At 46.3% G+C, this 23703-nt stretch carries 19 protein-coding genes; 18 read left to right on the top strand and 1 reads right to left on the bottom strand.

What is annotated here, in order from left to right; translation table 11 throughout:
• Window positions 1-91 precede the first annotated feature (91 nt).
• Complete coding sequence (locus AB6E52_RS13440; RefSeq protein WP_198594309.1) at window positions 92-2653, bottom strand: penicillin-binding protein 1A; 2562 nt, start codon at window positions 2651-2653, stop codon at window positions 92-94.
• A 151-nt stretch (window positions 2654-2804) separates the two neighbouring features.
• On the opposite strand from AB6E52_RS13440, the gene pilM reads away from it, so the two are divergent.
• The 18 genes from pilM to AB6E52_RS13350 all read left to right on the top strand — a co-directional run bounded on the left by pilM (window position 2805) and on the right by AB6E52_RS13350 (window position 23494).
• Complete coding sequence (pilM, locus tag AB6E52_RS13435) at window positions 2805-3830, top strand: type IV pilus assembly protein PilM (RefSeq protein WP_102320000.1); 1026 nt, start codon at window positions 2805-2807, stop codon at window positions 3828-3830.
• A complete protein-coding gene (locus AB6E52_RS13430) occupies window positions 3814-4413 on the top strand; it encodes a PilN domain-containing protein (RefSeq protein ID WP_102319999.1) in 600 nt (199 codons plus the stop codon). The genes pilM and AB6E52_RS13430 overlap by 17 nt, the downstream gene beginning before the upstream one ends.
• The gene (locus AB6E52_RS13425; RefSeq protein ID WP_102319998.1) at window positions 4406-5017 is read left to right on the top strand and encodes a type 4a pilus biogenesis protein PilO; all 612 of its coding nucleotides are present in this window, start codon (window positions 4406-4408) and stop codon (window positions 5015-5017) included. The genes AB6E52_RS13430 and AB6E52_RS13425 overlap by 8 nt, the downstream gene beginning before the upstream one ends.
• Window positions 5004-5522, top strand: a complete 519-nt coding sequence (locus AB6E52_RS13420; RefSeq protein WP_017066198.1) for a pilus assembly protein PilP — start codon at window positions 5004-5006, stop codon at window positions 5520-5522. Before AB6E52_RS13425 ends, AB6E52_RS13420 begins: the two co-directional genes overlap by 14 nt.
• Window positions 5523-5557: 35 nt before the next feature.
• On the top strand, window positions 5558-7276 hold the full coding sequence (locus tag AB6E52_RS13415) for a type IV pilus secretin PilQ (protein WP_032547070.1): 1719 nt from the start codon (window positions 5558-5560) through the stop codon (window positions 7274-7276).
• 176 nt (window positions 7277-7452) lie between these two features.
• Entirely contained in the window at window positions 7453-7971 is a 519-nt protein-coding gene (aroK, locus tag AB6E52_RS13410; RefSeq protein ID WP_017061125.1) for a shikimate kinase AroK, read from the top strand.
• A 25-nt stretch (window positions 7972-7996) separates the two neighbouring features.
• A complete protein-coding gene (gene aroB, locus AB6E52_RS13405; RefSeq protein WP_017061124.1) occupies window positions 7997-9085 on the top strand; it encodes a 3-dehydroquinate synthase in 1089 nt (362 codons plus the stop codon).
• Window positions 9086-9164: 79 nt separating this feature from the next.
• Window positions 9165-10682 carry an AAA family ATPase gene (locus tag AB6E52_RS13400; RefSeq protein WP_017068836.1) on the top strand — a complete coding sequence of 506 codons (1518 nt, stop codon included), beginning with the start codon at window positions 9165-9167 and terminating at the stop codon, window positions 10680-10682.
• A gap of 69 nt (window positions 10683-10751) precedes the next feature.
• Window positions 10752-11600, top strand: a complete 849-nt coding sequence (locus tag AB6E52_RS13395; protein ID WP_017061122.1) for a Dam family site-specific DNA-(adenine-N6)-methyltransferase — start codon at window positions 10752-10754, stop codon at window positions 11598-11600.
• A 200-nt stretch (window positions 11601-11800) separates the two neighbouring features.
• The gene (gene rpe / locus AB6E52_RS13390; RefSeq protein ID WP_017068835.1) at window positions 11801-12475 is read left to right on the top strand and encodes a ribulose-phosphate 3-epimerase; all 675 of its coding nucleotides are present in this window, start codon (window positions 11801-11803) and stop codon (window positions 12473-12475) included.
• Between the two features lie 103 nt (window positions 12476-12578).
• A complete protein-coding gene (locus AB6E52_RS13385) occupies window positions 12579-13265 on the top strand; it encodes a phosphoglycolate phosphatase (protein WP_017061120.1) in 687 nt (228 codons plus the stop codon).
• A 150-nt stretch (window positions 13266-13415) separates the two neighbouring features.
• Window positions 13416-14432, top strand: a complete 1017-nt coding sequence (gene trpS / locus AB6E52_RS13380; protein WP_016796005.1) for a tryptophan--tRNA ligase — start codon at window positions 13416-13418, stop codon at window positions 14430-14432.
• Window positions 14433-14817: 385 nt separating this feature from the next.
• Window positions 14818-17412 (top strand): ExeM/NucH family extracellular endonuclease, encoded by a 2595-nt coding sequence (locus tag AB6E52_RS13375; RefSeq protein ID WP_102319997.1) that lies wholly within the window; start codon window positions 14818-14820, stop codon window positions 17410-17412.
• Between the two features lie 200 nt (window positions 17413-17612).
• The gene (locus AB6E52_RS13370; protein WP_009848915.1) at window positions 17613-18191 is read left to right on the top strand and encodes an aminodeoxychorismate/anthranilate synthase component II; all 579 of its coding nucleotides are present in this window, start codon (window positions 17613-17615) and stop codon (window positions 18189-18191) included.
• A gap of 464 nt (window positions 18192-18655) precedes the next feature.
• The gene (locus AB6E52_RS13365) at window positions 18656-19867 is read left to right on the top strand and encodes an aspartate aminotransferase family protein (protein ID WP_017066202.1); all 1212 of its coding nucleotides are present in this window, start codon (window positions 18656-18658) and stop codon (window positions 19865-19867) included.
• 107 nt (window positions 19868-19974) lie between these two features.
• Window positions 19975-20994: an arginine N-succinyltransferase gene (astA, locus tag AB6E52_RS13360; RefSeq protein ID WP_017061116.1), complete on the top strand. Its 1020-nt coding sequence runs from the start codon at window positions 19975-19977 to the stop codon at window positions 20992-20994.
• Between the two features lie 39 nt (window positions 20995-21033).
• Window positions 21034-22491 (top strand): succinylglutamate-semialdehyde dehydrogenase, encoded by a 1458-nt coding sequence (astD, locus tag AB6E52_RS13355; RefSeq protein WP_102319996.1) that lies wholly within the window; start codon window positions 21034-21036, stop codon window positions 22489-22491.
• A gap of 211 nt (window positions 22492-22702) precedes the next feature.
• The gene (locus tag AB6E52_RS13350) at window positions 22703-23494 is read left to right on the top strand and encodes a DUF1338 domain-containing protein (protein WP_102319995.1); all 792 of its coding nucleotides are present in this window, start codon (window positions 22703-22705) and stop codon (window positions 23492-23494) included.
• Window positions 23495-23703 lie beyond the last annotated feature (209 nt).

The raw sequence follows: 23703 nt of genomic DNA, 5'->3' as shown, positions 1-23703 counted from the left end.
TCTGGTCAGATATAGATATATAAAAAGGGTTGATATGAATTCATATCAACCCTTTTTGTTGGTTCATGTTACTAGGTTCTACAAACCTTAGTTAGAACAGTTCTTCTACTGCTTCACCTGATGAGGTTGAGTAGATGTCATCATTGAAACGTTCAGTGATGTACTCGGTTGGCTCTGTGCCTTTCTCGAAGTACTCGAACATTGATGAGCTATCGAACTTGTTGGTCAGTAAGCCAGTTTCACGGTCGATACGAACACGGACGATGTTCTCAGGAATCTCTTTACGCTCAGCAGGAACACCCGCTAACGCCGTACCCATGAAATCAACCCATGCAGGTTCTGCTGTTTTCGCGCCAGCTTCTGCACCCGTAATTTGGTTCTTACCAAGATTTGAGTTCGCTTTGGTTCTGCCTAGGTTGCGGTTGTGGTTATCAAAACCAACCCATACCGTTGCAACCATGCCAGGGCCGTAACCGCTGTACCAAGTATCTTTCGAATCGTTGGTGGTACCCGTTTTTCCGCCAATGTCACGACGCTTCAACGGCTGTGCACGCCAACCTGTACCGTTCCAACCCGTACCTGCGCTCCAATCACCGCCACCCCAGATGTTGCTGTACATCATTTCACGAACAAGGAATGCGTTCTGTTCAGAGATAACTTGAGGTGCGTATTGTACTTTGGCATCCACATCTTGCTCTGCAAACTCATCAGCCATTGGGTCTGAGGTCATTTGCTGTTGGCAATCGTCTTTACAAACCACTTTTGGTGTCGCTTCAAATTCAGTCTCACCAAATGGTGTCTCAATGCGACTGATGTAGAAAGGTTCAACGTAGTAGCCGCCATTAGCGAATACTGAGTAACCTTGAGCTACTTTCATTGGCGTTAAGCTACCCGCACCCAGAGCAATGGTTTCAGAGCGCGGAACTTCATCAATATCAAAGCCAAATCGAGTTAGGTAGTTACGAGTATCATCTAGACCTACTTCGCGCAGTACACGTACCGCCATTACGTTTTTAGACTGAGCTAAGCCAATACGTAAACGAGTTGGACCCACGTAAGTCGGTGGCGAGTTCTTTGGTCGCCATGCGGTACCTTGGCTCTTATCCCATTGGTTAATCGGTGCATCGTTGATCAGTGAGGCTAGCGTTAAGCCTTTCTCAATCGCTGCTGAGTAGATAAAGGGTTTGATACCAGAACCCACCTGACGAATAGATTGCGTTGCACGGTTGAACTTGTTGTGGACAAAGTTAAAGCCACCGACCATCGACAATACCGCGCCGTTGTTCGGGTTCATTGCAACAAATGCTGTGTTCGCATTCGGTACTTGGCTTAGTCGCCATACAATCGGTGTTTCTGATTCTGCAGTCGCTGACTCTTCTGTCGGCTCTTCAGAGACTTCATCGCCGGTAACGGCTTCATGGCGAACCCAGATTTGTTCACCAACCGCCAGAATTTCTTTCGCTTGAGAAGGCGCTGGTCCTTGGCGGTTATCCGTTAGGAATTTACGCGCCCAGTTCATGCCTTGCCATTCGATAGTGCCTTCGCCTTGGTTCTTAACCCAAATTTGAGCACTTTTCGAATCAACCGCGGTAACAACAGCAGGGACTAGGTCACCATAGGTTGGTTGAGACTTAAGGTGTTTAACGATTTGTTCTTGATCCCACGCTGATTGCGCAGTCTGCCACAATACTTTTTCAGCACCACGGTAGCCGTGACGCTCATCGTAGCCAAGTAGGTTCTTAATTGCGGCTTGGTTCGCTGCTTTTTGCAGTTTCGAATCAACGGTCGTGTAGACCTTCATGCCTGATGTATAAGCTTCTTCACCATAGCGTTCCACCATCCAAGCACGTGCAACTTCAGCAACATATGGCGCGCTCAGTTCGATCTCTGCACCGTGGTATTTCGAGATAAGCTCTTCGCTACGAGCGTCATCGAACTCTGCTTGAGTGATGTATTTCTCGTCTAACATACGACGCAATACAACGTTACGACGGTTAGTCGCGCGCTCAACAGAGTAAATAGGGTTCATTGTCGAAGGTGCTTTTGGCATACCCGCAAGGGTCGCAATTTCACTCAGCGTGAGATCAGGAAGATCTTTACCGAAGTAAACACGTGCTGCCGCGCCAAAACCATACGAACGGTGACCAAGGAAGATCTTGTTGACGTAAAGCTCCATGATCTCTTCTTTACTAAGAAGTTGCTCAATGTGGATCGCAATGAAGATCTCTTTGATCTTACGCATAATCTTTTTCTCATTAGATAAGAAGAAGTTACGCGCAAGCTGCTGAGTAATGGTACTCGCACCTTGTTTGGCTGAACCCGACATTGCAACCACGAGTGCTGCACGTGTGATACCGATTGGGTCAATACCTGGGTGTTCATAGAAACGGCTATCTTCGGTGGCAATCAGAGCCTCAACTAAGTGGCGAGGAATCTCGTCATAAGTGACTGGATTACGACGCTTTTCACCAAATTTAGAGATCAGCTTACCGTCTTGACTGAAGACTTGCATCGGCGTTTGGAGTTCTACGTCGCGCAAAGTGGCAACATCAGGCAACTCTGGTTTTACGTAAAAATAAAACCCGAAAATTGTACTGACTCCAAGAATCATGCAAATCAATGTAAATATGAATAATCGCTTTATGAACTTCACCGGATAATCCCTGATTAGTTAAGGCTGATAAGCAGCAAACCCTTGTACTCTAGGCTAAAAACTTAGCTTTCGTTTATTAACGCTTATTTAACTAATAATCACAACCCCTAGATAATCAACGAAATGCTTGGCACTTCAGGAGCTAGGTCACATGGGTTCATCATTAATTACAGGTATAGATATAAATCATCACAGCATCAAAGCCGTGGTACTAAAACCCGTGGGGGAGTTGTATGCCCTAGTGGGATACAAAGAGCTGCCGATTTCGGACGACATTTTTACAGCTAACCATACTTTGGAGTATCAGAAAACTGTTAAGAAACTTAAAGAACTTAGGAAAGGACTGCCTTTTGGCTGTCGCAACGTCGCCATTTCGGTACCTGATAACACGGTGATCAGCAAAGTACTGCAAATAGAGAGTGAGTTAGAAGACAGAGAAAAAGAGTTTTCTATCTATCAAACCTTCGCCCATCAATCTCCCTTCCCTATCGAGGAGCTGAGTTTAGATTTTGTAAAGCTGGAAGACAAACGATTTGGTAAAGGTTCGACAAGCAGTTATCAGGTATACGCCACTCGTAAAGAAGTTGTGGATAGCCGAGCGGATGCATTAACCAAGGCTGGCTTCAAACCTGTGGTGGTGGATACACAGGCGCATGGGCTACTTAATATCTGGCAATTGGCCTCGCGCCTGTATCCCGATAAGAAAAACTGGTTGCTAGTGGATGTTGGAATCGACCAAACCTCGCTAGGGGTTATCCCGCAGAATTCGGCGCCTTTCTATAAAGACATCGCCTTTGGCACTCAAGATCTTCGCAGCTCAGATGACCCGAGTGATATCGAGAGCGTGTTCGGTACTATGGAAGAGACACATCAATTCATCGTTAACCTGATTGAGAAGCTCAAGCGTCAATTGCAGCTTTATTCATCGGGAAATGCGCAACAACCTATTTCTGGGATTTGGTTGATGGGCGAGGGCGCCAGTATTCCTATGGTAACCGAAGAGCTAGAACGGCATTTTCAGCTGAGCTGTGAGTCATTAAATCCTTTGTCTCTGTTTGAGAATAAGGTCGCAAAGAGACGCCGACTGCCGATGGACTGGCAACACTTTGGTATCGCGGCGGGTATGGCGATGAGTGGACTCAAGTGGCAGGGAGAGAAGCATGTTGCATCAAATTAACCTGCTGCCGTGGCGTGATGAGATTCGTGCTCAGCACAAGAAGCGTTTTATCCATCTGGTCATTCTTGGCGTCATCATTGCGCTTGGTGGGCAATGGGCGGTCGGTAACTACTTTCACGACCAACAAGCCAAGCAGCAAGCGCGCCTTAATTATCTCAATCAATACATCGCTGAGCTTGATCGACAAATTCAGTCACTGAAAGTCGCCGAGCAAGAGCACAAAGCCATTCTGACTCGACTGGATGTAGTGGAGTCTTTACAGCTTGGCCGCAATAAGACCACCGACTTCATGAACTTGATGCCGGAGCTTATCCCTGAGGGCGTGTATGTCGACAAGATAAAGATGAATGGTCAGGAGATAGAGATGTCGGGCATCAGCGACAGTACGGCTCGTCTCGCCACTATGTTGGACAACTTAGAACGATCTGATTCTCTGGAAGGGGTTGAGATGCACTCTATCGTTCATAATCGCAAGCGCTTCAATAAAGAGTTTCCGACCTTCAAGGTCTCTTTTGTGTTCAGTCCAGTGTCATTAGAGGGCACGACCGCACATAGAAAAGGCAAGGGGGCTAACCATGGCTAGCTTTCAAAGCATGATGAGTCTGCAAGAGCTTGATATAGATGAGATCACCGAGTGGCCGTTGCTGCCCCAGCTCTTAGTCATTCTGGTATTGATGGTGTTAATTCAAGGTGTCGGCACTTGGCTTTATGTGTTGCCACTCGACGATGAACTGCAACAGATGAAGCAACAAGAACAAACCTTAAAGGCGACCTTGCGAATAAAGGCCAACAAGGTTGCAGCCTTACCTAAGTTGCAGAGCCAGTTGGATGAGCTAACTAGTCGCTACGATTATCTGTTGGAGCAGCTGCCGGTTCAAAAAGAGCTGGCCAGTATGTTGGCGTCTGTGAATGAACTCGGCTTGGATAACTCGCTGACCTTCACTCGAATCGATTGGGGACAAAAGCAGAACAAGGAGTTCCTCTATCGTTTACCGCTCAATATCGAACTGACGGGTGACTACCATGAGATTGGCGACTTCTCTGCGGCCATCGCTAAGCTACCGCGCATCATTAGCTTTGATGATGTGAATTGGCAACGAGTCAGCCAAGAAAGCAGCACGTTGCACTTTAGGGTTCGAGCTTATACCTACCAGTTTAAATCGGAGGTCAATGATGAAACCCAATAGCGCGCTTTACTCAATCGTGTTGCTGCTTGCACTGTCAGGCTGCAAAGCCAATCAGGACTCACTCGAAGACTTTGTGGTGCAGGTTGAAGCCAAGGCGAGAAAAGACGTCGAGCAACTTGTCCCTGCGACTGAGTTCTTGGCAGCAACTTATCAGCGCCGCGCCTTTCGTCCTCCCTTTGAACTCCCTAAAGAAGCCATTGTGCAAAACCAGCCTTTGGTTAAGAAAGACTGCTGGCAACCTAGCGCTCGCTCTCGTAACGGAAAGTTAGAGAAGTACCCGCTGAGTAAGCTTCGTTTAAGAGGCGTGATGGGCAGTGGCTCAAGCGTGTTCGGCTTAGTGCAAACACCCAAAGGCAACGTGGTAAACGTCAAGAAAGGCCAGTTTATCGGCTTAAACAATGGCCGAGTTACTAAGGTGACGAGCCAATACGTTCAGATTAATGAAACTCTTCCAGATGGCTTAGGTTGTTGGCATAAGCGCAACGTTAGGCTGGCTCTGAAGTAAACCAATGTCACATGATGTGGATATGAGATGTAAATATGATTGAAGGAATAAGTGGATTAGTGAGCAAGGCTCTACAAGGTTTTGCTGTGTCTGTGATGTTGGTTGTTAGCGTGCTCAGCCATGCCGAGAGCTTACCGAACAAATTGGAGAATATTGATTTTAGGGTCAATAAGGATAAAGACGCCGTCATCATTATTGAGCTGGCGACCAGCACAGCAGTGGTGGATGTTCAACGAGCTCAGGAAGGGTTAAGTATCGAGCTAATCAATACTCAAGTTGATGATGACAAGCTCTACCTGCTGGATGTGAAGGATTTCGCTACCTTGGTTGAAGGCATTGAAGTCTATAAAGAGACACCAAGCACTCGGCTTCTAGCGACGATTAGCAATGACTATCAGTATGAATACAACCTAAAGGGGCGCTTTATTGAGGTGGTGATCAGCAAACCGGTGCTCGATGAAGCGACCAAAGAAAAAAGCGTTCTAGAGAAAGAGGGCAAGCTGATATCGATTAACTTCCAGGATATCCCGGTACGAAATGTCCTGCAACTGATTGCCGATTACAACGACTTCAATCTCGTGGTGTCTGATTCGGTAGCCGGAAACCTGACGTTACGCTTAGATGGCGTACCTTGGCAGCAAGTTCTCGACATTATCTTGCAAGTTAAAGGCTTGGATAAGCGTGTTGATGGCAATGTTATCTTGGTCGCGCCGAAAGCGGAGCTCGACCTTCGAGAGCAACAAGCGTTAGAGAAATCGCGCTTAGAAGAGGAGTTAGGGGAGCTTAAATCGGAAATCATCAAGATTAACTTTGCTAAAGCCACCGACATCGCTGACATGATTGGAGGTGAAGGTGCGGTCAGCATGTTGTCCGATCGTGGTTCGATTACCATTGATGAGCGCACCAACTCACTGCTCATTCGTGAATTGGAAGAAAACATTGCCGTGATCCGAGGCATCATTGAATCGTTAGACATTCCCGTGAAGCAGGTACAGATAGAGGCACGTATTGTCACGGTTACTGAGGGTAATCTTGATGAGCTTGGCGTGCGCTGGGGCGTTTCCTCAACCAACGGAAGCTTCACCGTTGGTGGCTCAATCGAAGGTAACCACCCATCAGCGATTACGCCGTATGACGACGATAGCGGCAGCAGCGTGATTGATGACTATCTCAACGTCAATTTAGGGGCAACATCGCCGAACGCCTCGAGTATTGCGTTTCAGGTGGCCAAACTGGGTTCAGATACCTTACTCGATCTTGAACTGTCGGCACTGCAACAAGAGTCAAAAGCTGAAATCATTTCTAGTCCACGCTTAATCACCACCAATAAAAAGCCGGCTTATATTGAGCAAGGTACTGAAATTCCTTACTTAGAGTCATCTTCAAGTGGCGCTACGTCGGTTGCATTTAAGAAAGCCGTGTTGAGTCTTAAGGTGACACCGCAGATCACACCCGACAATCGTTTGGTATTGGATTTGAGCGTGACTCAAGATAGGCCAGGGCAAGTGGTAAAAACTGGAACCGGTGAAGCGGTCGCCATTGATACGCAAAGAATAGGTACGCAAGTGCTTGTTAATAATGGTGAAACTGTCGTGCTTGGCGGGATATTTCAGCACAGCGTGAGCAGTACAGTGGATAAAGTTCCTCTGTTGGGGGACCTGCCAGTTTTGGGCGCATTGTTCCGTCGCAGCTATGAAAATGTGGGTAAAAGTGAACTACTTATTTTTGTCACACCCAAAGTTGTGATTCAGTAATGAACAATTAGATTAAAAATAAAGTTGCATTAGTGGCACCTAACCTTGATAATTTCGGGTCTTATCACGAATTATCTGTGAGGAATCGGTGCCACGGGCCTTTTAATTTCAGTACTTGTACTGACCTACCTTGTGGCGATGTCATTGAATTAACGTTGTAAATTACTGCTAAAAACATGGCTGAGAAACGCAATATTTTTCTTGTTGGCCCAATGGGCGCCGGCAAAAGTACAATTGGTAGACACCTAGCTTCCCAACTTCATATGGAGTTTCTAGACTCTGACACTGTGATCGAAGAGCGCACTGGCGCAGACATCGCATGGGTTTTTGATGTTGAGGGCGAAGAAGGTTTCCGTAAGCGCGAAGAATCTGTAATCAATGATCTGACAGAAGAACAAGGTATTGTTCTTGCGACAGGTGGTGGTTCAGTGTTGAGCAAAGAAAACCGTAACCGTCTATCTGCACGAGGCATTGTTGTATACCTAGAGACAACAATTGAAAAGCAACTTGCTCGCACTAACCGCGACAAGAAACGCCCTCTACTTCAAACAGACAACCCGCGTGATGTGCTAGAAGATCTAGCTGTATCTCGCAACGCACTATACGAAGAAGTGGCGGACTACACAGTTCGTACTGACGACCAAAGTGCAAAAGTGGTAGCCAACCAGATCGTAAAAATGCTAGAAGAACGTTAAGTTCATTTTTTCGGAGAGCAAACCCATGGAACGGATTACGGTCAATCTAGCTGAGCGTAGCTACCCTATCTCTATTGGCGCCGGGTTATTTGAAGACCCGGCGTACCTTTCTTTTTTATCAGGTAAGCAGAAAGTTGTTGTTATCAGTAATGTGACAGTAGCGCCTCTTTATGCTGATAAAATTTTATCGCTATTGGATCAAGTCGGCTGTCAGACATCTCTTCTCGAGCTGCCAGACGGTGAACAGTACAAAACCCTTGAAACGTTCAATTCAGTGATGAGCTACATGCTTGAAGGAAATTACAGCCGCGATGTGGTGGTGATTGCTTTAGGAGGTGGTGTTATCGGTGACTTGGTCGGTTTTGCTGCCTCTTGTTACCAGCGCGGTATTGATTTCATTCAAATCCCGACGACCCTTCTTTCTCAAGTGGACTCTTCTGTTGGTGGTAAAACCGCAGTAAACCATCCTCTTGGTAAGAATATGATCGGCGCTTTTTACCAACCGAAATCTGTGATCATCGATACCAACTGTTTATCAACGCTTCCAGAGCGTGAGTTTGCAGCGGGCATTGCTGAGGTGATCAAATACGGCATCATTTACGATGAAGCCTTCTTTGATTGGTTGGAGCAGAATCTAGAGAAACTTTATCAACTTGATGAAGAAGCACTGATTACCGCGATTGCTCGTTGTTGTGCAATTAAGGCTGAAGTGGTGGCTCTAGATGAAAAAGAGTCAGGAATCAGAGCGTTATTGAACCTAGGTCATACATTTGGTCATGCGATTGAAGCAGAACTAGGCTATGGTAATTGGCTACATGGTGAAGCTGTGTCGTCAGGCACTGTAATGGCAGCTAAAACAGCTCAATTACAGGGACTGATCTCTCAGCAGCAACTTGAGCGAATTATTTCTATACTCAAGAATGCGAAACTACCAATCCATACGCCAGAAAGCATGTCTTTTGAAGACTTTATGAAGCACATGATGCGCGATAAAAAAGTGCTGTCTGGTCAGTTGCGTTTGGTATTACCAACAAGTATTGGTACTGCTGAAGTGGTTGCTGATGTGCCTCAAGACATCATTAAACAAGCGATCGATTTCTGCCGTACTCTTTAAATTTGGTTGTGAGGTTGCCTAGCTAAACTCTAGGCAACTGAAGCGTTTTACTGATCGATCTTATCAGTAGGGATCCCCAATGAGTTTGGCTCATGAATTAAGAGTATTAGAGTTAGAATCTCAAGTTGAGCTGCTAGAGCGCTTACAGCTTTTGACTAACTTTGGTTCAAACCTTGTGACGGTGGCGGGCAAAGCTGGCTCTGGCCGATCTTGGTTGGCTCAGCGTTATCTTGAAGCATGGTCGACAGAAAAAAATCAGTGTTTACTGCTTTGTCATCCAAGCCAAGACGATCAACAACGCCGTGCGCTCATTCTTAGCCAAATTGTTTCTGATCCCCTGTTTAATCAACATGATTCTTTATCGGATAGCCTAACAAGGTTACTGGATGGAGAACCGTGTAATGTGGTTATCGTCGTTGATGATGCCCAACGACTTTCTGAGCTATTGGTATCCGAATTATGGATGTTGGTACTGGAAGCTCAATCAAACCCTCAATGGACGATCAATATCGTTCTCTTCTCGGAACCTGGCCACTTAGATACGTTATTAACGCGTTTGAGCTACGGTCAACAACACAAACCTATCGATCTTGAGATCGATGACCTTTCGCAACCAGAAGCTGAACATTTCTTTGAATCACTGGTGATTCGATATGTTGATGATGAGTCTGAAACTTGCGTGCGACGTGCGTTTAATAAAGCGCAACCTCTGCCCGGTGAGTTAATGGCTTTAGGAGAATTGAAAGTGGAAAAAAGGATTATTATTCGCTCAATTATTGGCTCACCCATCAATATCGCGATTGTGGTGGCCTTGCTGTTGATTTTAATTGGTGGTGGTTATTGGTGGATGTTCAGTCAACCAACCCCTGACGATAAAGCGCAATCTCTTATCGCTCCGATTGAACAGACAGCTATCCCAACTTTTGAAGTGGAAAGTGGTACCGAGCAAGCTGGAATCGACGGAATGGACGATTCTGAAGCCGAAGCTGACATGAGTTATCAAGGTGCTGATGACGACAGCTCATCTTTGCCACCGACTGTCGTTGAAGATACCGCGAGTGTTGGAGAAGTCGAACAAGATCAGCAGCGTGTCGTAATCACCTCTGATGTGGTTGATGCCTTGCTTGATGATAAACCTGAAAGTGCCGATACCAGTGCGATTGATGCTGCTGTTGAAGAAAACACAGGTGCCGCGGTGAGTTCGCAATCAGATGCAGACAAAGTGGAGTCACAGCCTTCAGCCGATGAAGCAACAGACCTAACACAGTCCACGCCACCGACTAAGAAAATTACATTCTCATTTTCTCGCGAAGAGTTACAAGCTATCTCTCCGCGAGCTTATACTTTGCAGTTGAGTGCGATGACCTCATTGGACGACGTACAGTCTTTCATTGAAGAGTATGACCTTGAGAACAAGGTTCGTATTTACCCAACACTTCGCAACGACACCAAGTGGTTTATTATCACTTATCAAGATTACCCAACGATTCAAGTGGCGAGAGACGCGGTAAGTGCGTTATCAAAACCCCTTCAACAGTTGGAACCTTGGGCAAAATCGATGAATCAAGTGCATCGAGAGATAGAACGTGCGAAATAACCCTGAGCTTAGCCTCAAAATATGTTACATTCCGCAGCCTTATTTTTGAGTTGATAGATAGAGCAGTAAATGAAAAAGCAGCGTGCCTTTCTAAAATGGGCTGGTGGTAAATATGGCCTAGTTGAAGACATCCAACGTCACCTGCCACCTGCTCGTAAATTGGTAGAACCGTTTGTCGGTGCCGGCTCAGTATTTCTGAATACTGACTTTGAACAGTACCTGCTTGCAGATATCAATCCCGATCTTATCAACCTGTACAACCTGCTTAAAACCGATCCTGAAACTTATATCACGGAAGCGAAGCGCTGGTTCTGTCCTGAGAACAACCGTAAAGAAGCCTTCTTAGATATTCGCGCTGAGTTCAATGGTACAGATAACGTCATGTATCGTTCATTGGCTTTCTTGTATATGAACCGATTTGGCTTCAATGGCCTATGTCGTTACAACAAGAAGGGCGGTTTTAACGTTCCATTTGGTTCTTATAAAAAACCTTACTTCCCAGAAGCTGAGCTGGAATTTTTTGCCGAGAAAGCGAAAAAAGCCACCTTCGTCTGTGAGGGATACCATGAAACCTTTAGCCGCGCGCGCAAAGGCTGTGTGGTTTACTGCGATCCTCCATACGCACCACTGTCGAACACGGCAAACTTTACCTCTTACGCAGGTAATGGCTTTAGCTTAGATGACCAAGCTGCACTGGCGGATGTTGCTGAAAAAGCAGCGATGGAACGAGGCATCCCTGTCTTGATCTCAAACCATGACACCACCTTAACGCGCCGTTTATACCATGGTGCAGAACTGAACGTGGTCAAGGTTAAGCGCACCATTAGCCGTAATGGCGCAGGGCGCAATAAAGTCGATGAGTTACTGGCACTTTTTCATAAAGAGAAAAACCAGCAACACGCTTCAGAAGAATTGTAGCGGCCAACATAACCCTCGAACTCATTAAATTGAGTGACCAACGGGTACTTTCATAAACTAATCTTTCGAACTGCTAGGATCTGCTTAGTTGCTTAGGTAGAATTGCACACCAAATAGTCTTGGAATTGAGTCTTGTATTTGTATATGAGATGTCACAAGGCGGTGATATTCGCAATTTACTCACTCTTAAGAGGTTTGGTATGAAAGATTTTCTAATCGCTCCATCGATTTTGTCTGCAGATTTTGCTCGTCTTGGTGAAGACGTAGAAAAAGTACTCGCAGCTGGTGCTGATGTTGTGCACTTCGATGTGATGGACAACCACTACGTACCTAACCTGACTTTTGGCGCGCCTATCTGTAAAGCGCTGCGCGACTACGGTATTACGGCTCCTATCGATGTTCACCTTATGGTTAAGCCAGTAGACAGCATCGTGCCTGAGTTTGCTAAAGCCGGCGCATCAATGATTACCTTCCACGTTGAAGCTTCAGAGCACATCGATCGCACTCTACAGCTAATCAAAGAGCACGGCTGTAAAGCGGGTGTGGTTCTTAACCCTGCAACACCGCTTTCTTGCCTAGATTACATCATGGACAAAGTAGACATGATTCTACTAATGTCTGTGAACCCAGGCTTCGGCGGTCAATCTTTCATTCCTCACACGCTAGATAAACTACGTGCTGTTCGTAAGCTGATTGATGAGTCAGGCCGCGACATTCGCCTTGAGATTGATGGCGGTGTGAAGGTGGATAACATCCGTGAAATCGCAGAAGCGGGCGCAGATATGTTCGTTGCGGGTTCAGCTATCTTCAATCAACCAGATTACAAAGAAGTGATTGATGAGATGCGTGCAGAGCTTGCAAAAGTAAACGCATAATCGTAAAACTACAGATAGATTGAATATTAAGGGGCTAATTTGCCCCTTTTTTACGTCTTATTAGCTCAACTCATAAGATGAACATAATAAATAGGAAAGTAAGATGTCATTAAGCTCAATAAAACTGATCGCCTTTGATTTGGATGGAACCTTGTTAGACAGCGTGCCTGATTTGGCCGTTGCTGCTGACCAAGCTTGTCAGGAGTTGGGCTTCCCTTCAGTGAGCGAAGAACAAGTTCGCGACTACGTAGGTAATGGTGCTGATGTTCTTATCGGACGTTCACTCAGCCGTAACTTGACGGTTGACCCAAGCCTAGAGCCAGAGCTACTGAAAAAAGCACGCATCCTGTTTGATGATTTCTATGAGCAGGGCGGTCACAAGCTAAGTCACCTTTACCCATCGGTTAAAGAGACGCTGGCTGAGCTGGATAAAGCCGGCTTCACTATGGCGCTGGTTACCAACAAGCCATCGAAGTTTGTACCAGACGTACTGGCGCAACACGGTATTGATAAGTACTTTGTTGATGTGTTGGGTGGCGACTCTTTCCCAGAGAAAAAACCGAACCCAGTCGCTCTGAACTGGTTGCTAGAAAAGCACAATGTAAAAGCGGAAGAGATGTTGATGGTTGGCGATTCAAGCAACGACATTAAAGCGGCTAAGAATGCAGGTTGTCACTCGTTTGGTCTGACTTACGGTTATAACCACGGCGAGCCGATTTCAGCATCAAACCCTGACTATGTCGCGGATAACGTCGCGCAATTACTAGATGTCGTTCTAGTTTCAGCATAAAGCGGACAAAAGTTAGCTAACCTACTAGCAAAATACTTATCAATGAGTACACTGGATGAGCCGTACAGAAGAGCTGTGCGGCTTTTCTATATTTAAGTTAAGAAGCTAAGCGTTCAATAAACTTAGCGAATAAGCAAAGGAATTAAAACCATGAGCAAGCCCATCGTATTGAGTGGTGTTCAACCATCTGGTGAACTAAGTATCGGTAACTACTTGGGTGCTCTACGTCAATGGCAACAGATGCAAGATGATTACGATTGCCAATACTGTGTTGTAGACCTTCACGCAATTACGGTTCGCCAAGACCCGAAAGCACTGCATGAAGCGACTCTAGACGCACTAGCAATCTGTCTTGCTGTCGGTGTTGATCCAAAGAAGAGCACGCTATTTGTTCAGTCACACGTACCAGAGCATGCTCAACTTGGTTGGCTTCTTAACTGTTACACGCAAATGGGTGAACTGAGCCGTATGACTCAGTTTAAAGATAAGTCTGCACGCCACTCAAATGACGTAAACGTAGGCCTATACGACTACCCAGTGTTGATGGCTGCAGACATCCTGCTTTACGGTGCTCATCAAGTGCCTGTAGGTAGCGACCAGAAACAACACTTAGAGTTAGCGCGTGATATCGCAACTCGCTTCAACAACATCTACGGTCCTGAAACGCCAATCTTCCAAGTACCAGAACCTTACATTCCAACAGTGAATGCACGTGTAATGAGCCTGCAAGATGCGACGAAGAAGATGTCTAAGTCAGACGACAACCGTAAGAACGTGATTACTTTGCTAGAAGAACCTAAGTCGATCATCAAGAAGATCAACAAAGCGCAAACCGATGCAGAAACACCACCACGCATTGCTCACGATTGGGAAAACAAAGCGGGTATCTCTAACCTAATGGGTCTGTACTCTGCAGCGACAGGTAAAACGTTCGAAGAGATCGAAGCGCAGTACCAAGGCGTTGAAATGTACGGTCCGTTCAAGAAAGACGTAGGCGCAGCATTGGTTGAGATGCTTGAGCCGATTCAAGCTGAATATCACCGTATCCGTGCTGACCGTGCCTACATGGACGCAGTAATGAAAGCCGGTGCTGAAAAAGCCTCTGAACGTGCTGCAGTGACACTGAAAAAAGCATACGAAGCAGTAGGTTTTGTTACTCGCCCATAGGGTGAACTAACACAACTCGCTTGAGAATTTGAGCCCAAAGTAGCTGTTGTTTACTTTGGGCTTTTTCATGCCCATTCCATTTGCCTTCCTCGAAACCCCCTTGTTTGAATTGATAATTTACCCAGTATTTAGCTAGCATATCCATCGCTGTAATGCTGTGCAGATGATCTTATTTGGTACCCTCAAGCTTTATAAAATCATACTCGTTTCTATATATGTTGGAAATATATAACGTGCCAAACAATTGATGATTCCAAAGTGATAAGTTCCTCATTTTCTTGCCAACTGACTTATTCCTTTCATAAATAAACCTGATAGTTACCACAAAATACATGACTGCCCATAGATGGCAGTGACTATAACTCGATGAACTCAGGTGAAACGGATGGCTCTTTTACACAAACCTTCATTGCTAGCAGTGGCAATTGGTAGCTTGTTAACTACAAGCGCACACGCTGATTTGTTTATTTCACAATATGTGGAAGGCGGCAGCTATAACAAAGCGGTTGAGATTGCCAATAGTGGCGATAGCAGCATTAGTTTAGATGGTTACTCATTGGCGAAATCTGCCAATGGCAACGGATCATGGGGTGCCACTTTACCTTTAGATGGACACGTTTTAGCACCCGGTGAAGTACTCGTGGTCGCACATTCTAGTGCGAGTGATGAGATTAAAGCTCAAGCTGACATCATTAATGCCTCTATCGCCAATCATAATGGTGACGACCCGCTGGCTATCTTGAATTCAGACGGCTCGGTACATGATGTTGTTGGTTTGATGGGCGATGTGGACTGGGGCAAAGATGTTACTTTGGTTCGTGCGACACAAACACCTTCTGCGACGTTTGATGCTTCACAATGGGTATCGCTACCAAAAGACAGCATTGAAGGCCTAGGTTCACTAGACAGCGTTGAACTGCCAGAAGCGTTCACTTGTACACAAGATGGCTCTGACCCAGTATTCACCACCATTCAAGAAATCCAAGGTGAGGGCGCTACATCGCCATTCATCGATGGCTACCCATACATCACCGACGATGAATATTTCGTAAAAGGTGTGGTAAGTGCGGTAACAACAGGCCTAACTAAAGGCTTCTACCTGCAAGCACTTGAGGATGATTTCAACTCAAGCACTTCTGAGGGTCTATTTATTCATACCAACCAGTCGAGCTCAGAGCTAGTAGCCGGTGATGTAGTGTGTGTGAAAGGCAAGGTTCAAGAATACTACAGCCACACTCAGCTGAAAGTAGAAAACAACCAATGGCTAAAACAGGGCGAGCAGCAGGCACCTGAAGCTACGGCGATTGAAGTGCTAGACAGTGACGAGAACTTCGCTGCAACGCTTGAACGCTACGAAGGCATGTTGGTGAAAACAACCGAAGCGCTTGATATGCGTGTGACGCGTGCCTTTGGTTATGACTACGCAGGTCGTCGTAACAACATGGTACTGGCGCATGAGCGTATTAACATGCAGCCGAACCAGCTTTTCGCCGCGGGATCTGACGAAGCGAAGCAGCAAACTGAAGACAACGCAGACCGCCGTCTTTTCGTTGAAACCGATCAAAAAGCGGCTGATGGACAAGTCCCTTTCTACCCAGATTTTGGCCGCACTGATATCGACCAAGATGGTTCAACAGAAGATTACATCCGCATTGATGACACCATTGTTGGCCTAGAAGGCGTGCTGACTTACAGCTACGGTGAGTACCGTTTAATTGCGACTAACCAGATCTCGGCTGAAAACTATGTGCGTAACGATCCGCGTACCGACAAACCAGACATGGATGAAGGCGACCTACGTATTGCGACCTTCAACGTATTGAACTACTTCAACTCTCCATTTGGTGGCGACGCGAATCAGCACGGCAATAACCGTGGCGCGAACACCATCACTGAGTTTGAGATGCAGCAAGAGAAGATTGTGAACGCGATTCTTCGCTTAGATGCAGACATCATTGGCTTGATGGAAATTGAGAACAATGGCTTTGGTGAAGGCTCTGCCATTCAGCAACTTGTAAACCAACTGAATGATCGCATTGAGCGTAAGAAAGACCGTTATACCTTTGTGGCTGTCGACTCGAACGAAGACGGCGTAACCGACGAGATGGACTCTATTGGTACTGACGTTATCACAACGGGTGTTATCTACCGTAAGAAGGTGGTTAAGCTTAAAGACAGCCGTGTTATCGCGATGCCAAGCCAACAAGCACCAGAGGTGTTAGACGATTCAGGCAAGGTGATTGAAGACGGTAAGAACTACCAACGTGACTCATTGGCGCCAACCTTTAAAGTTAAAGGCACCAAAGAGAAACTCACCGTAGCGATCAACCACTTTAAATCGAAAGGCTCTAAGTGTTGGGAAGATGCTGCTCCGATTGAGCAGGGCGGCCAAGGCGGCGTTGATGCCGATAAGCAAGGTTCATGTGAGAACTTCCGTGTTGCTGCGGCGGTTGCATTAGGTGAAGCGCTCGATGGCATCAAAGGTCACAAAGTGATCCTGGGTGATATGAACTCGTACGGCATGGAAGATCCAATGCTGGTGCTAACCGATTACTCGGAAGAGAAATACGGCAAGCAGATCAAAGCAGCTCGTAATACCTACATTGATGGTGTTGAGCAGTTTGGTGATAGCGGTGCGGTGATTACGAAGAACTACGGTTATATCAATGCTGTGGCTCAAAAGCACCCAGACAGCTGGAGCTACTCATACAATGATGAAGTTGGCGCTCTAGACCACCTGCTGATCAGCGAAAGCCTGAAAGATAGGGTTGTCGATGCTACCGATTGGCACATCAATGGTGGTGAGTCGACGTTGTTTGACTACAACGAAGAGTACAAAGGTGACCTACCTAAGTACCAAGATCACTTCCGTTCATCGGATCATGATCCTGCCGTTCTTGAGCTAAGAGTAGGCGGTTCATTTGGCTTCGGTGCTCTTATGTCACTATTTGGCTTAGCAATGTGGCGTCGTCGTAAGTAGCTCAATCACAAATAGATTGGCTTGCCATACAAGTAAGCCAATTCAGATAACTTAACGCTATCTGTAAACAATTAAGGTCAACTTAGGTTGGCCTTAATTATTGGCGAAATGCAGTTTCCACTTGCCTTTCGCTATGGGTATTGCACAATACCGCCCCTATATCTCCCAATCCTTTAGTATTTAGCAAACGATTTCGACCCATGTTACTTATCATCGATAACTACGACTCTTTTACCTATAACTTGTATCAGTATTTCTGTGAGTTAGGGGTAACTGTAAAAGTTGTTCGCAACGATGAGATTGATATTGCGGGCATCGAAGCGCTAAATCCTAGCCATCTTGTTATCTCGCCGGGCCCATGTACGCCCGATGATGCGGGAATTTCGCTGCAGGTGATTGAACACTTCGTTGGTAAGCTGCCGATCTTAGGTGTGTGTCTTGGTCATCAAGCCATTGCTCAAGTCTTTGGTGGTGAAGTGGTGAGAGCCAGACAAGTGATGCACGGTAAAACCTCGCCTATTCGTCATAACGGGAAGAGTGTTTTTCAAGGTCTCAATAACCCTCTGACTGTGACTCGTTACCACTCTTTAGTGGTGAAAAACGGCACATTACCAGACTGTTTTGAGCTGACGTCTTGGACGGAATTTGAAGATGGTAGCATGGATGAGATCATGGGTTATCAACACAAAACCTTGCCGATTGATGCCGTCCAATTTCACCCTGAATCGATTAAAACAGAGCAAGGACACCAGCTTCTCGCTAACTTCCTAGCACGCTGAGTGTTTAAATTTGACTCTTTCTCCGTCTAAATAAGCCAGTTTAACGTATTCCATTACCCGTTAAGCGTTTAAATTCGGGCGCTACGCGTCTTCATCCCTCTGACGCCGATCACTTTTTATAACATTTCTCCCTCGTCAGGCTAAGTTTTTAGCCTATGCAAAATTATTCGCGTTATTTCGTCTCGAACCCAATATACCGCAATGCCAGTAAGGCTTTGCTGTTGCTGGTTATACGTTTAGGTAAAAAAAGCTTCATAAAACAGATTAATTGATGCATAAATAGTCATAGGTAGTGACGTTTAGCTGGTTGTAAGGGATGGCTAAAGAATAATCTACTATTGAAAAGGTTAATTAAATGTAAATATAATGCTGCAGCGGGATTATGGCGAGACAAAATATCTTTGTCTCACTTATGAACCATTACGCTTATTTGCGAAGCTTGCGGTATCGAGAAGGAATGTACGATGACAGTGGAAAATAAAGTAGAACGTAGTCTGTTTAATGAGGTGATGGTGCCTTGTTATAACCCAATGGAAATGATCCCAGTAAAAGGGGAAGGCGCACGCGTTTGGGACCAACAAGGCCGAGAGTATATCGACTTTGCTGGTGGTATCGCTGTGAGCTGTTTGGGTCACTGTCACCCAGCAATGGTTAATGCTGTTACCGAGCAAGCAAACAAGATTTGGCACCTAAGTAATGTAATGACTAACGAACCTGCACTGCGTCTAGCGAAGAAGCTAACTGACGTATGTTTTGCAGAAAAAGTATTCTTTGCGAACTCTGGTGCAGAAGCGAACGAAGCAGCACTTAAGCTAGCTCGTCGTTGGGCTGCGGATGTTCACGGTCCTGAGAAATCTGAAATCATTGCATTCAAACAAGGTTTCCACGGTCGTACTTTCTTTACTGTAACCGTTGGTGGTCAAGAAGCTTACTCAGATGGCTTCGGTCCAAAACCTGGCGATGTAACTCACCTACCTTACAACGATATTGCCGCTCTAGAAGCGCATATCTCTGATCGCACTTGTGCCATCATGATGGAACCTCTGCAAGGCGAGGGCGGTATCATCTCTCCAACGGCTGAGTTCGTGAATACGGTTCGTGAACTGTGTGACAAGCACAATGCATTGTTGATTTTTGATGAAGTACAAACAGGTAATGGTCGTACTGGTAACTTCTATGCTTACCAAGGTCTGGGCGTGACGCCAGACATTCTAAGCACAGCGAAGTCTCTAGGTGGCGGTTTCCCTATCGGCGCAATGCTGACGACGTCTGAACTGGCTACACACCTTAAGGTTGGTACGCACGGTTCTACATACGGTGGTAACCCACTGGCGTGTGCGGTAGCTGAAGCAGTGGTTGACGTAGTTAGCCAACCTGAGACTCTAGAAGGCGTAAAAGAGCGTGAAGCGCTATTCCGTGATGGTCTAACTAAGATTAACGACAAATACCAAATTTTCAGTGAGATTCGTGGTAAAGGCCTATTGTTAGGTGCTGCACTGAATGACGAATGGCAAGGGCGTGCGCGTGACGTATTAGTAGCAGCAGGCGAGCAAGGCCTAATGGTACTGGTTGCGGGTGCAAACGTGGTTCGTTTTACTCCATCACTGGTTATCACTAAACAAGAAATTGAAGAAGGTTTATCAAAACTAGACAAAGCAATCGCTACGCTAGTTTAGCCTGAGCGGCGTCATAGGAATGATCGCCATTAGAGCGATCTCATGACGTACTGCTAAAGGCCCAAGCTTCTGGTTTTGGGCCTATTTTGCATCTGGAGGGAATATTGATGCTAGTTGTTCGCCCAATAAAACTGTCTGATTACGATGCGCTGCACACCTGTGCAGTTGAATCAGGTCATGGATTCACATCTCTTCCGGTTAACGAAGAATTGTTAACTAACCGAATTACCCATTCTGAATACAGCTTTGCGAAAGCAGACGTGACCGAACCCGGTGATGAAGGCTATCTAATGGTGGGTTTCGACGCTGAAACTGGCGAAGTTGCTGGTACAACGGGTATCGAAGCTTCCATTGGCTGGGATGTGCCTTTTTACTCGTACCACATCAGTAAAGTGGTTCACTCTTCACAGCGCCTTAAAGTGAATAACGTGGTTAAGCTGTTGACGTTTGGTAATAACTACACAGGCTGCAGCGAAATTTGTACGCTGTTCTTACGTCCTGATTACCGCAAAGGCTTAAACGGTCGACTGATGTCTAAGTGTCGTTTCCTACTGATGGCTGAGCACCCAGAGCGTTTCTCAAAAACGATCTTTGCTGAGATGCGTGGTGTATCAGATGCGGAAGGCAATTCTCCTTTCTGGCAATGGCTGCAAGAACATTTCTTCTCGATTGACTTCACGCTTGCCGATTACCTAACCGGTATTGGTAAGAAAGGCTTCATTGCTGACCTAATGCCTAAGCTACCTATCTACGTGAACCTACTGAGCAAAGAAGCTCAAGCGGTGATCGGAGAGGTACATGACAATACGCGCCCTGCACTTAAGTTGCTGGAACGTGAAGGTTTCACCAACCGTGGTTATGTCGACATCTTTGATGCAGGCCCAACGGTTGAGTGTGATCTAAGAAACATCGAATCTGTGCGTCACTCAATTCGAGCACAGGTTCAAATTGCAGAGCACTCTAGCTCTAAAGACTTCCTAATTGGTAATACCTCGTTTGAGAACTTCCGCGCAGTAGCCGCGAAAGGTGCGTATGACCAAGCAAGCGACACAGTGATTTTATCATCTGAAGTAGCGAGCGCTCTTGAAGTAAAAGAAGGCGAATTCGTTCGCATGTTGGCTCAGTAAGAGCGGCGATTATCTGTCGAAGATTTTAAGGATAGAAGTATGACTCAGTGGATAGCAGGACAGTGGGTGGCAGGTCAAGGTGACGCCATGACATCAGTAAGCCCATACAACAATGAAGTAGTGTGGCAGGGTGATAGCGCAACACCAGCGCAGGTTGAATCTGCAGTAGCAGCAGCTCGTGAAGCCTTCTTGGTTTGGAAAAAATTGAGCTTTGCAGAGCGTGAAGCGATCGTGTTGAACTTTGCTGAGAAGGTAAAAGAGAACAGCGAAGAGATTGCACAGATTATTGCAAAAGAGACGGGTAAACCGATTTGGGAAACTCGCACTGAAGCGGGCGCGATGGCAGGCAAAATTGCTATCTCTATCCGTGCTTACCACGAGCGTACAGGTGAAGCTTCACGTGAAGCGGCTGGCAACCAAATTGTACTTCGTCACCGTCCATTGGGCGTGATGGCGGTATTTGGGCCTTACAACTTCCCTGGTCACTTACCTAACGGTCATATTGTTCCAGCTCTGCTATCGGGCAACACCGTAGTATTCAAGCCTTCAGAGCAGACACCTTGGACGGGTGAATTCGCAATGAAGCTATGGCAAGAAGCGGGTCTTCCTGCTGGCGTAATCAACCTAGTGCAAGGCGCTAAAGAGACAGGTATCGCACTGGCTGATGCTAAAGGCCTTGATGGCGTGCTGTTCACAGGTAGTGCCAATACCGGTCATATCCTGCATCGTCAATTCGCGGGCCAACCGGGCAAGATGCTGGCACTAGAAATGGGCGGCAACAACCCTATGGTGATCAGCGACCAATACGGTGATGCAGACGCAACGGTATACACTATCATCCAATCAGCTTTCATCAGTGCGGGTCAACGTTGTACATGTGCACGTCGCTTGTATGTTCCAATAGGAGATAAGGGCGATCAACTACTGGATAAGCTCGTTGCTGCGACCTTGAAAATTCGTGTCGATCAGCCATTCGCTGAGCCAGCACCCTTCATGGGCCCACAGATCTCTGAAGCTGCGGCTAAGTTCATTCTGGACGCACAAGCGAATCTGCAATCGTTAGGCGGTGTAAGTCTAGTAGAAGCAAAAGCGGGTCAGGCGGCGTTTGTTTCTCCTGGTATTATCGACGCAACCAACATTGCTGAACTGCCGGATGAAGAGTACTTTGGTCCATTGCTACAAGTGGTCCGTTATCAATCGCTAGAGCAAGCGGTTGAGCTAGCTAACGACACACGCTTTGGTTTATCTGCTGGCTTAGTATCAACAGATGATTCTGAATGGGAATACTTTGTTGACCATATCCGTGCGGGCATTGTTAACCGTAACCGCCAGCTAACAGGCGCAAGTGGCGATGCTCCATTTGGTGGTCCAGGTGCTTCGGGCAACTTACGCCCAAGTGCTTACTACGCGGCTGACTACTGTGCTTACCCTATGGCTTCAATGGAAGGTGGCGAAACTCAACTTCCGGCAACGTTTAGCCCAGGTATTGAGCTTTAATTTAGGCTAATGAGTCTTAGGCTTATGCGTCAAGTTTGAAATAGGAAGCGGTGCTATCGCTTCCTTTTTCCATCACGCCCAACACCTAGATTGGGCGGTAGATAATAATAGAAAAGTATGTCACAGGCTGATGGCTGCTGACTCTGTGTCTCAGCCTCTCCCTTTCTAATCCAAATTACTAGCTTGCTAGAACCTCTGACAAGGAGTCACCATGACGCCCGATCTACTCTTTAAATCACTTTGGGACGATTACATTCACAGGCTGTGTCCATCGGCTGAGAAAGTGCATCACTTGCTGAAAGAAGATGAAGCGCTGATCAACGACCATATTGCACTGCGTACTTTTAATGTTGCCCCTCTCGGTATTGAAACACTAGCTAAGCCTTTCCTGGAACTGGGTTACAAGGCGTGTGGCGACTACCTGTTTGAGAGCAAGAAGCTAGTGGCTAAACACTACGAGCACCCAGACCCGAAGCAGCCAAAAGTGTTCATTAGTGAATTGAAGGTCGAAGAGTGTTCTAGTGAATTACAACAGATCGTTGCTAAGTTAGTTGAGCAGGTTGATGCAAGCAAGTTTCAAGGTCATGAGTTCTTGTTTGGCGGTCGCCAATGGGATTTGAGCTTCGCTGATTTCCAAGTACTAGCTAAAGAGAGCGAATACGCATCTTGGCTCGCGGCTCATGGATATGGTGCAAACCACTTTACGGTAAGTGTGAACCAGCTGAATAACTTTGATGAAGTGCAGGCGGTGAATGACTACCTGAGCGAGTCTGGCTTTACTATCAACGCATCTGGCGGTGAGGTTAAAGGCTCTCCAGAGGTCTTATTAGAGCAATCATCAACAATGGCAGACAAAGTCCCAGTTTCATTTGTTGAAGGCAATGAGATGATTCCTGGCGGCTTCTATGAGTTCGCTAAGCGTTATGCGATGGCTAATGGTGAGCTTTATACCGGTTTTGTGGCAGCATCGGCTGACAAGATCTTCGAAAGCACTAACGGTTAAAGAAAGATACGAGTACGGACTTTACCCTAAAGATGCAGATAGGCTTCGCTTCGAGAGTGTTTGCGCTTCGAAGCTGTAGGTGTTTCATTCGTATTTTCTTTGTAGATCTTTAGAAAACAAAAAAGCCACCAAATTTGCATTTGGTGGCTTTCAAATTGTGCGCCGAGCATGGCGTTGATCTAGGAGGTGAAAGTCCTCTACGGGCTCAG

It is taken from the genome of Vibrio sp. 10N.247.311.13 (assembly GCF_041467595.1).
GTDB lineage: Bacteria > Pseudomonadota > Gammaproteobacteria > Enterobacterales > Vibrionaceae > Vibrio > Vibrio crassostreae_C.
Note: the sequence above shows the minus strand (reverse complement) of the source record. Positions and strands in the feature narration are given on the sequence as shown.

What these genes read in the sequence shown, in the direction of transcription:
- AB6E52_RS13385 (WP_017061120.1), top strand. Translation starts at nt 12,579, where the DNA reads ATGTCATTAAGCTCAATAAAACTGATCGCCTTTGATTTGGATGGAACC.
- aroK (WP_017061125.1), top strand. Translation starts at nt 7,453, where the DNA reads ATGGCTGAGAAACGCAATATTTTTCTTGTTGGCCCAATGGGCGCCGGC.
- rpe (WP_017068835.1), top strand. Translation starts at nt 11,801, where the DNA reads ATGAAAGATTTTCTAATCGCTCCATCGATTTTGTCTGCAGATTTTGCT.
- AB6E52_RS13350 (WP_102319995.1), top strand. Translation starts at nt 22,703, where the DNA reads ATGACGCCCGATCTACTCTTTAAATCACTTTGGGACGATTACATTCAC.
- AB6E52_RS13425 (WP_102319998.1), top strand. Translation starts at nt 4,406, where the DNA reads ATGGCTAGCTTTCAAAGCATGATGAGTCTGCAAGAGCTTGATATAGAT.
- AB6E52_RS13400 (WP_017068836.1), top strand. Translation starts at nt 9,165, where the DNA reads ATGAGTTTGGCTCATGAATTAAGAGTATTAGAGTTAGAATCTCAAGTT.
- aroB (WP_017061124.1), top strand. Translation starts at nt 7,997, where the DNA reads ATGGAACGGATTACGGTCAATCTAGCTGAGCGTAGCTACCCTATCTCT.
- AB6E52_RS13370 (WP_009848915.1), top strand. Translation starts at nt 17,613, where the DNA reads ATGTTACTTATCATCGATAACTACGACTCTTTTACCTATAACTTGTAT.
- AB6E52_RS13395 (WP_017061122.1), top strand. Translation starts at nt 10,752, where the DNA reads ATGAAAAAGCAGCGTGCCTTTCTAAAATGGGCTGGTGGTAAATATGGC.
- AB6E52_RS13420 (WP_017066198.1), top strand. Translation starts at nt 5,004, where the DNA reads ATGAAACCCAATAGCGCGCTTTACTCAATCGTGTTGCTGCTTGCACTG.
- trpS (WP_016796005.1), top strand. Translation starts at nt 13,416, where the DNA reads ATGAGCAAGCCCATCGTATTGAGTGGTGTTCAACCATCTGGTGAACTA.
- AB6E52_RS13430 (WP_102319999.1), top strand. Translation starts at nt 3,814, where the DNA reads ATGTTGCATCAAATTAACCTGCTGCCGTGGCGTGATGAGATTCGTGCT.
- astD (WP_102319996.1), top strand. Translation starts at nt 21,034, where the DNA reads ATGACTCAGTGGATAGCAGGACAGTGGGTGGCAGGTCAAGGTGACGCC.
- AB6E52_RS13365 (WP_017066202.1), top strand. Translation starts at nt 18,656, where the DNA reads ATGACAGTGGAAAATAAAGTAGAACGTAGTCTGTTTAATGAGGTGATG.
- pilM (WP_102320000.1), top strand. Translation starts at nt 2,805, where the DNA reads ATGGGTTCATCATTAATTACAGGTATAGATATAAATCATCACAGCATC.
- AB6E52_RS13375 (WP_102319997.1), top strand. Translation starts at nt 14,818, where the DNA reads ATGGCTCTTTTACACAAACCTTCATTGCTAGCAGTGGCAATTGGTAGC.
- AB6E52_RS13415 (WP_032547070.1), top strand. Translation starts at nt 5,558, where the DNA reads ATGATTGAAGGAATAAGTGGATTAGTGAGCAAGGCTCTACAAGGTTTT.
- astA (WP_017061116.1), top strand. Translation starts at nt 19,975, where the DNA reads ATGCTAGTTGTTCGCCCAATAAAACTGTCTGATTACGATGCGCTGCAC.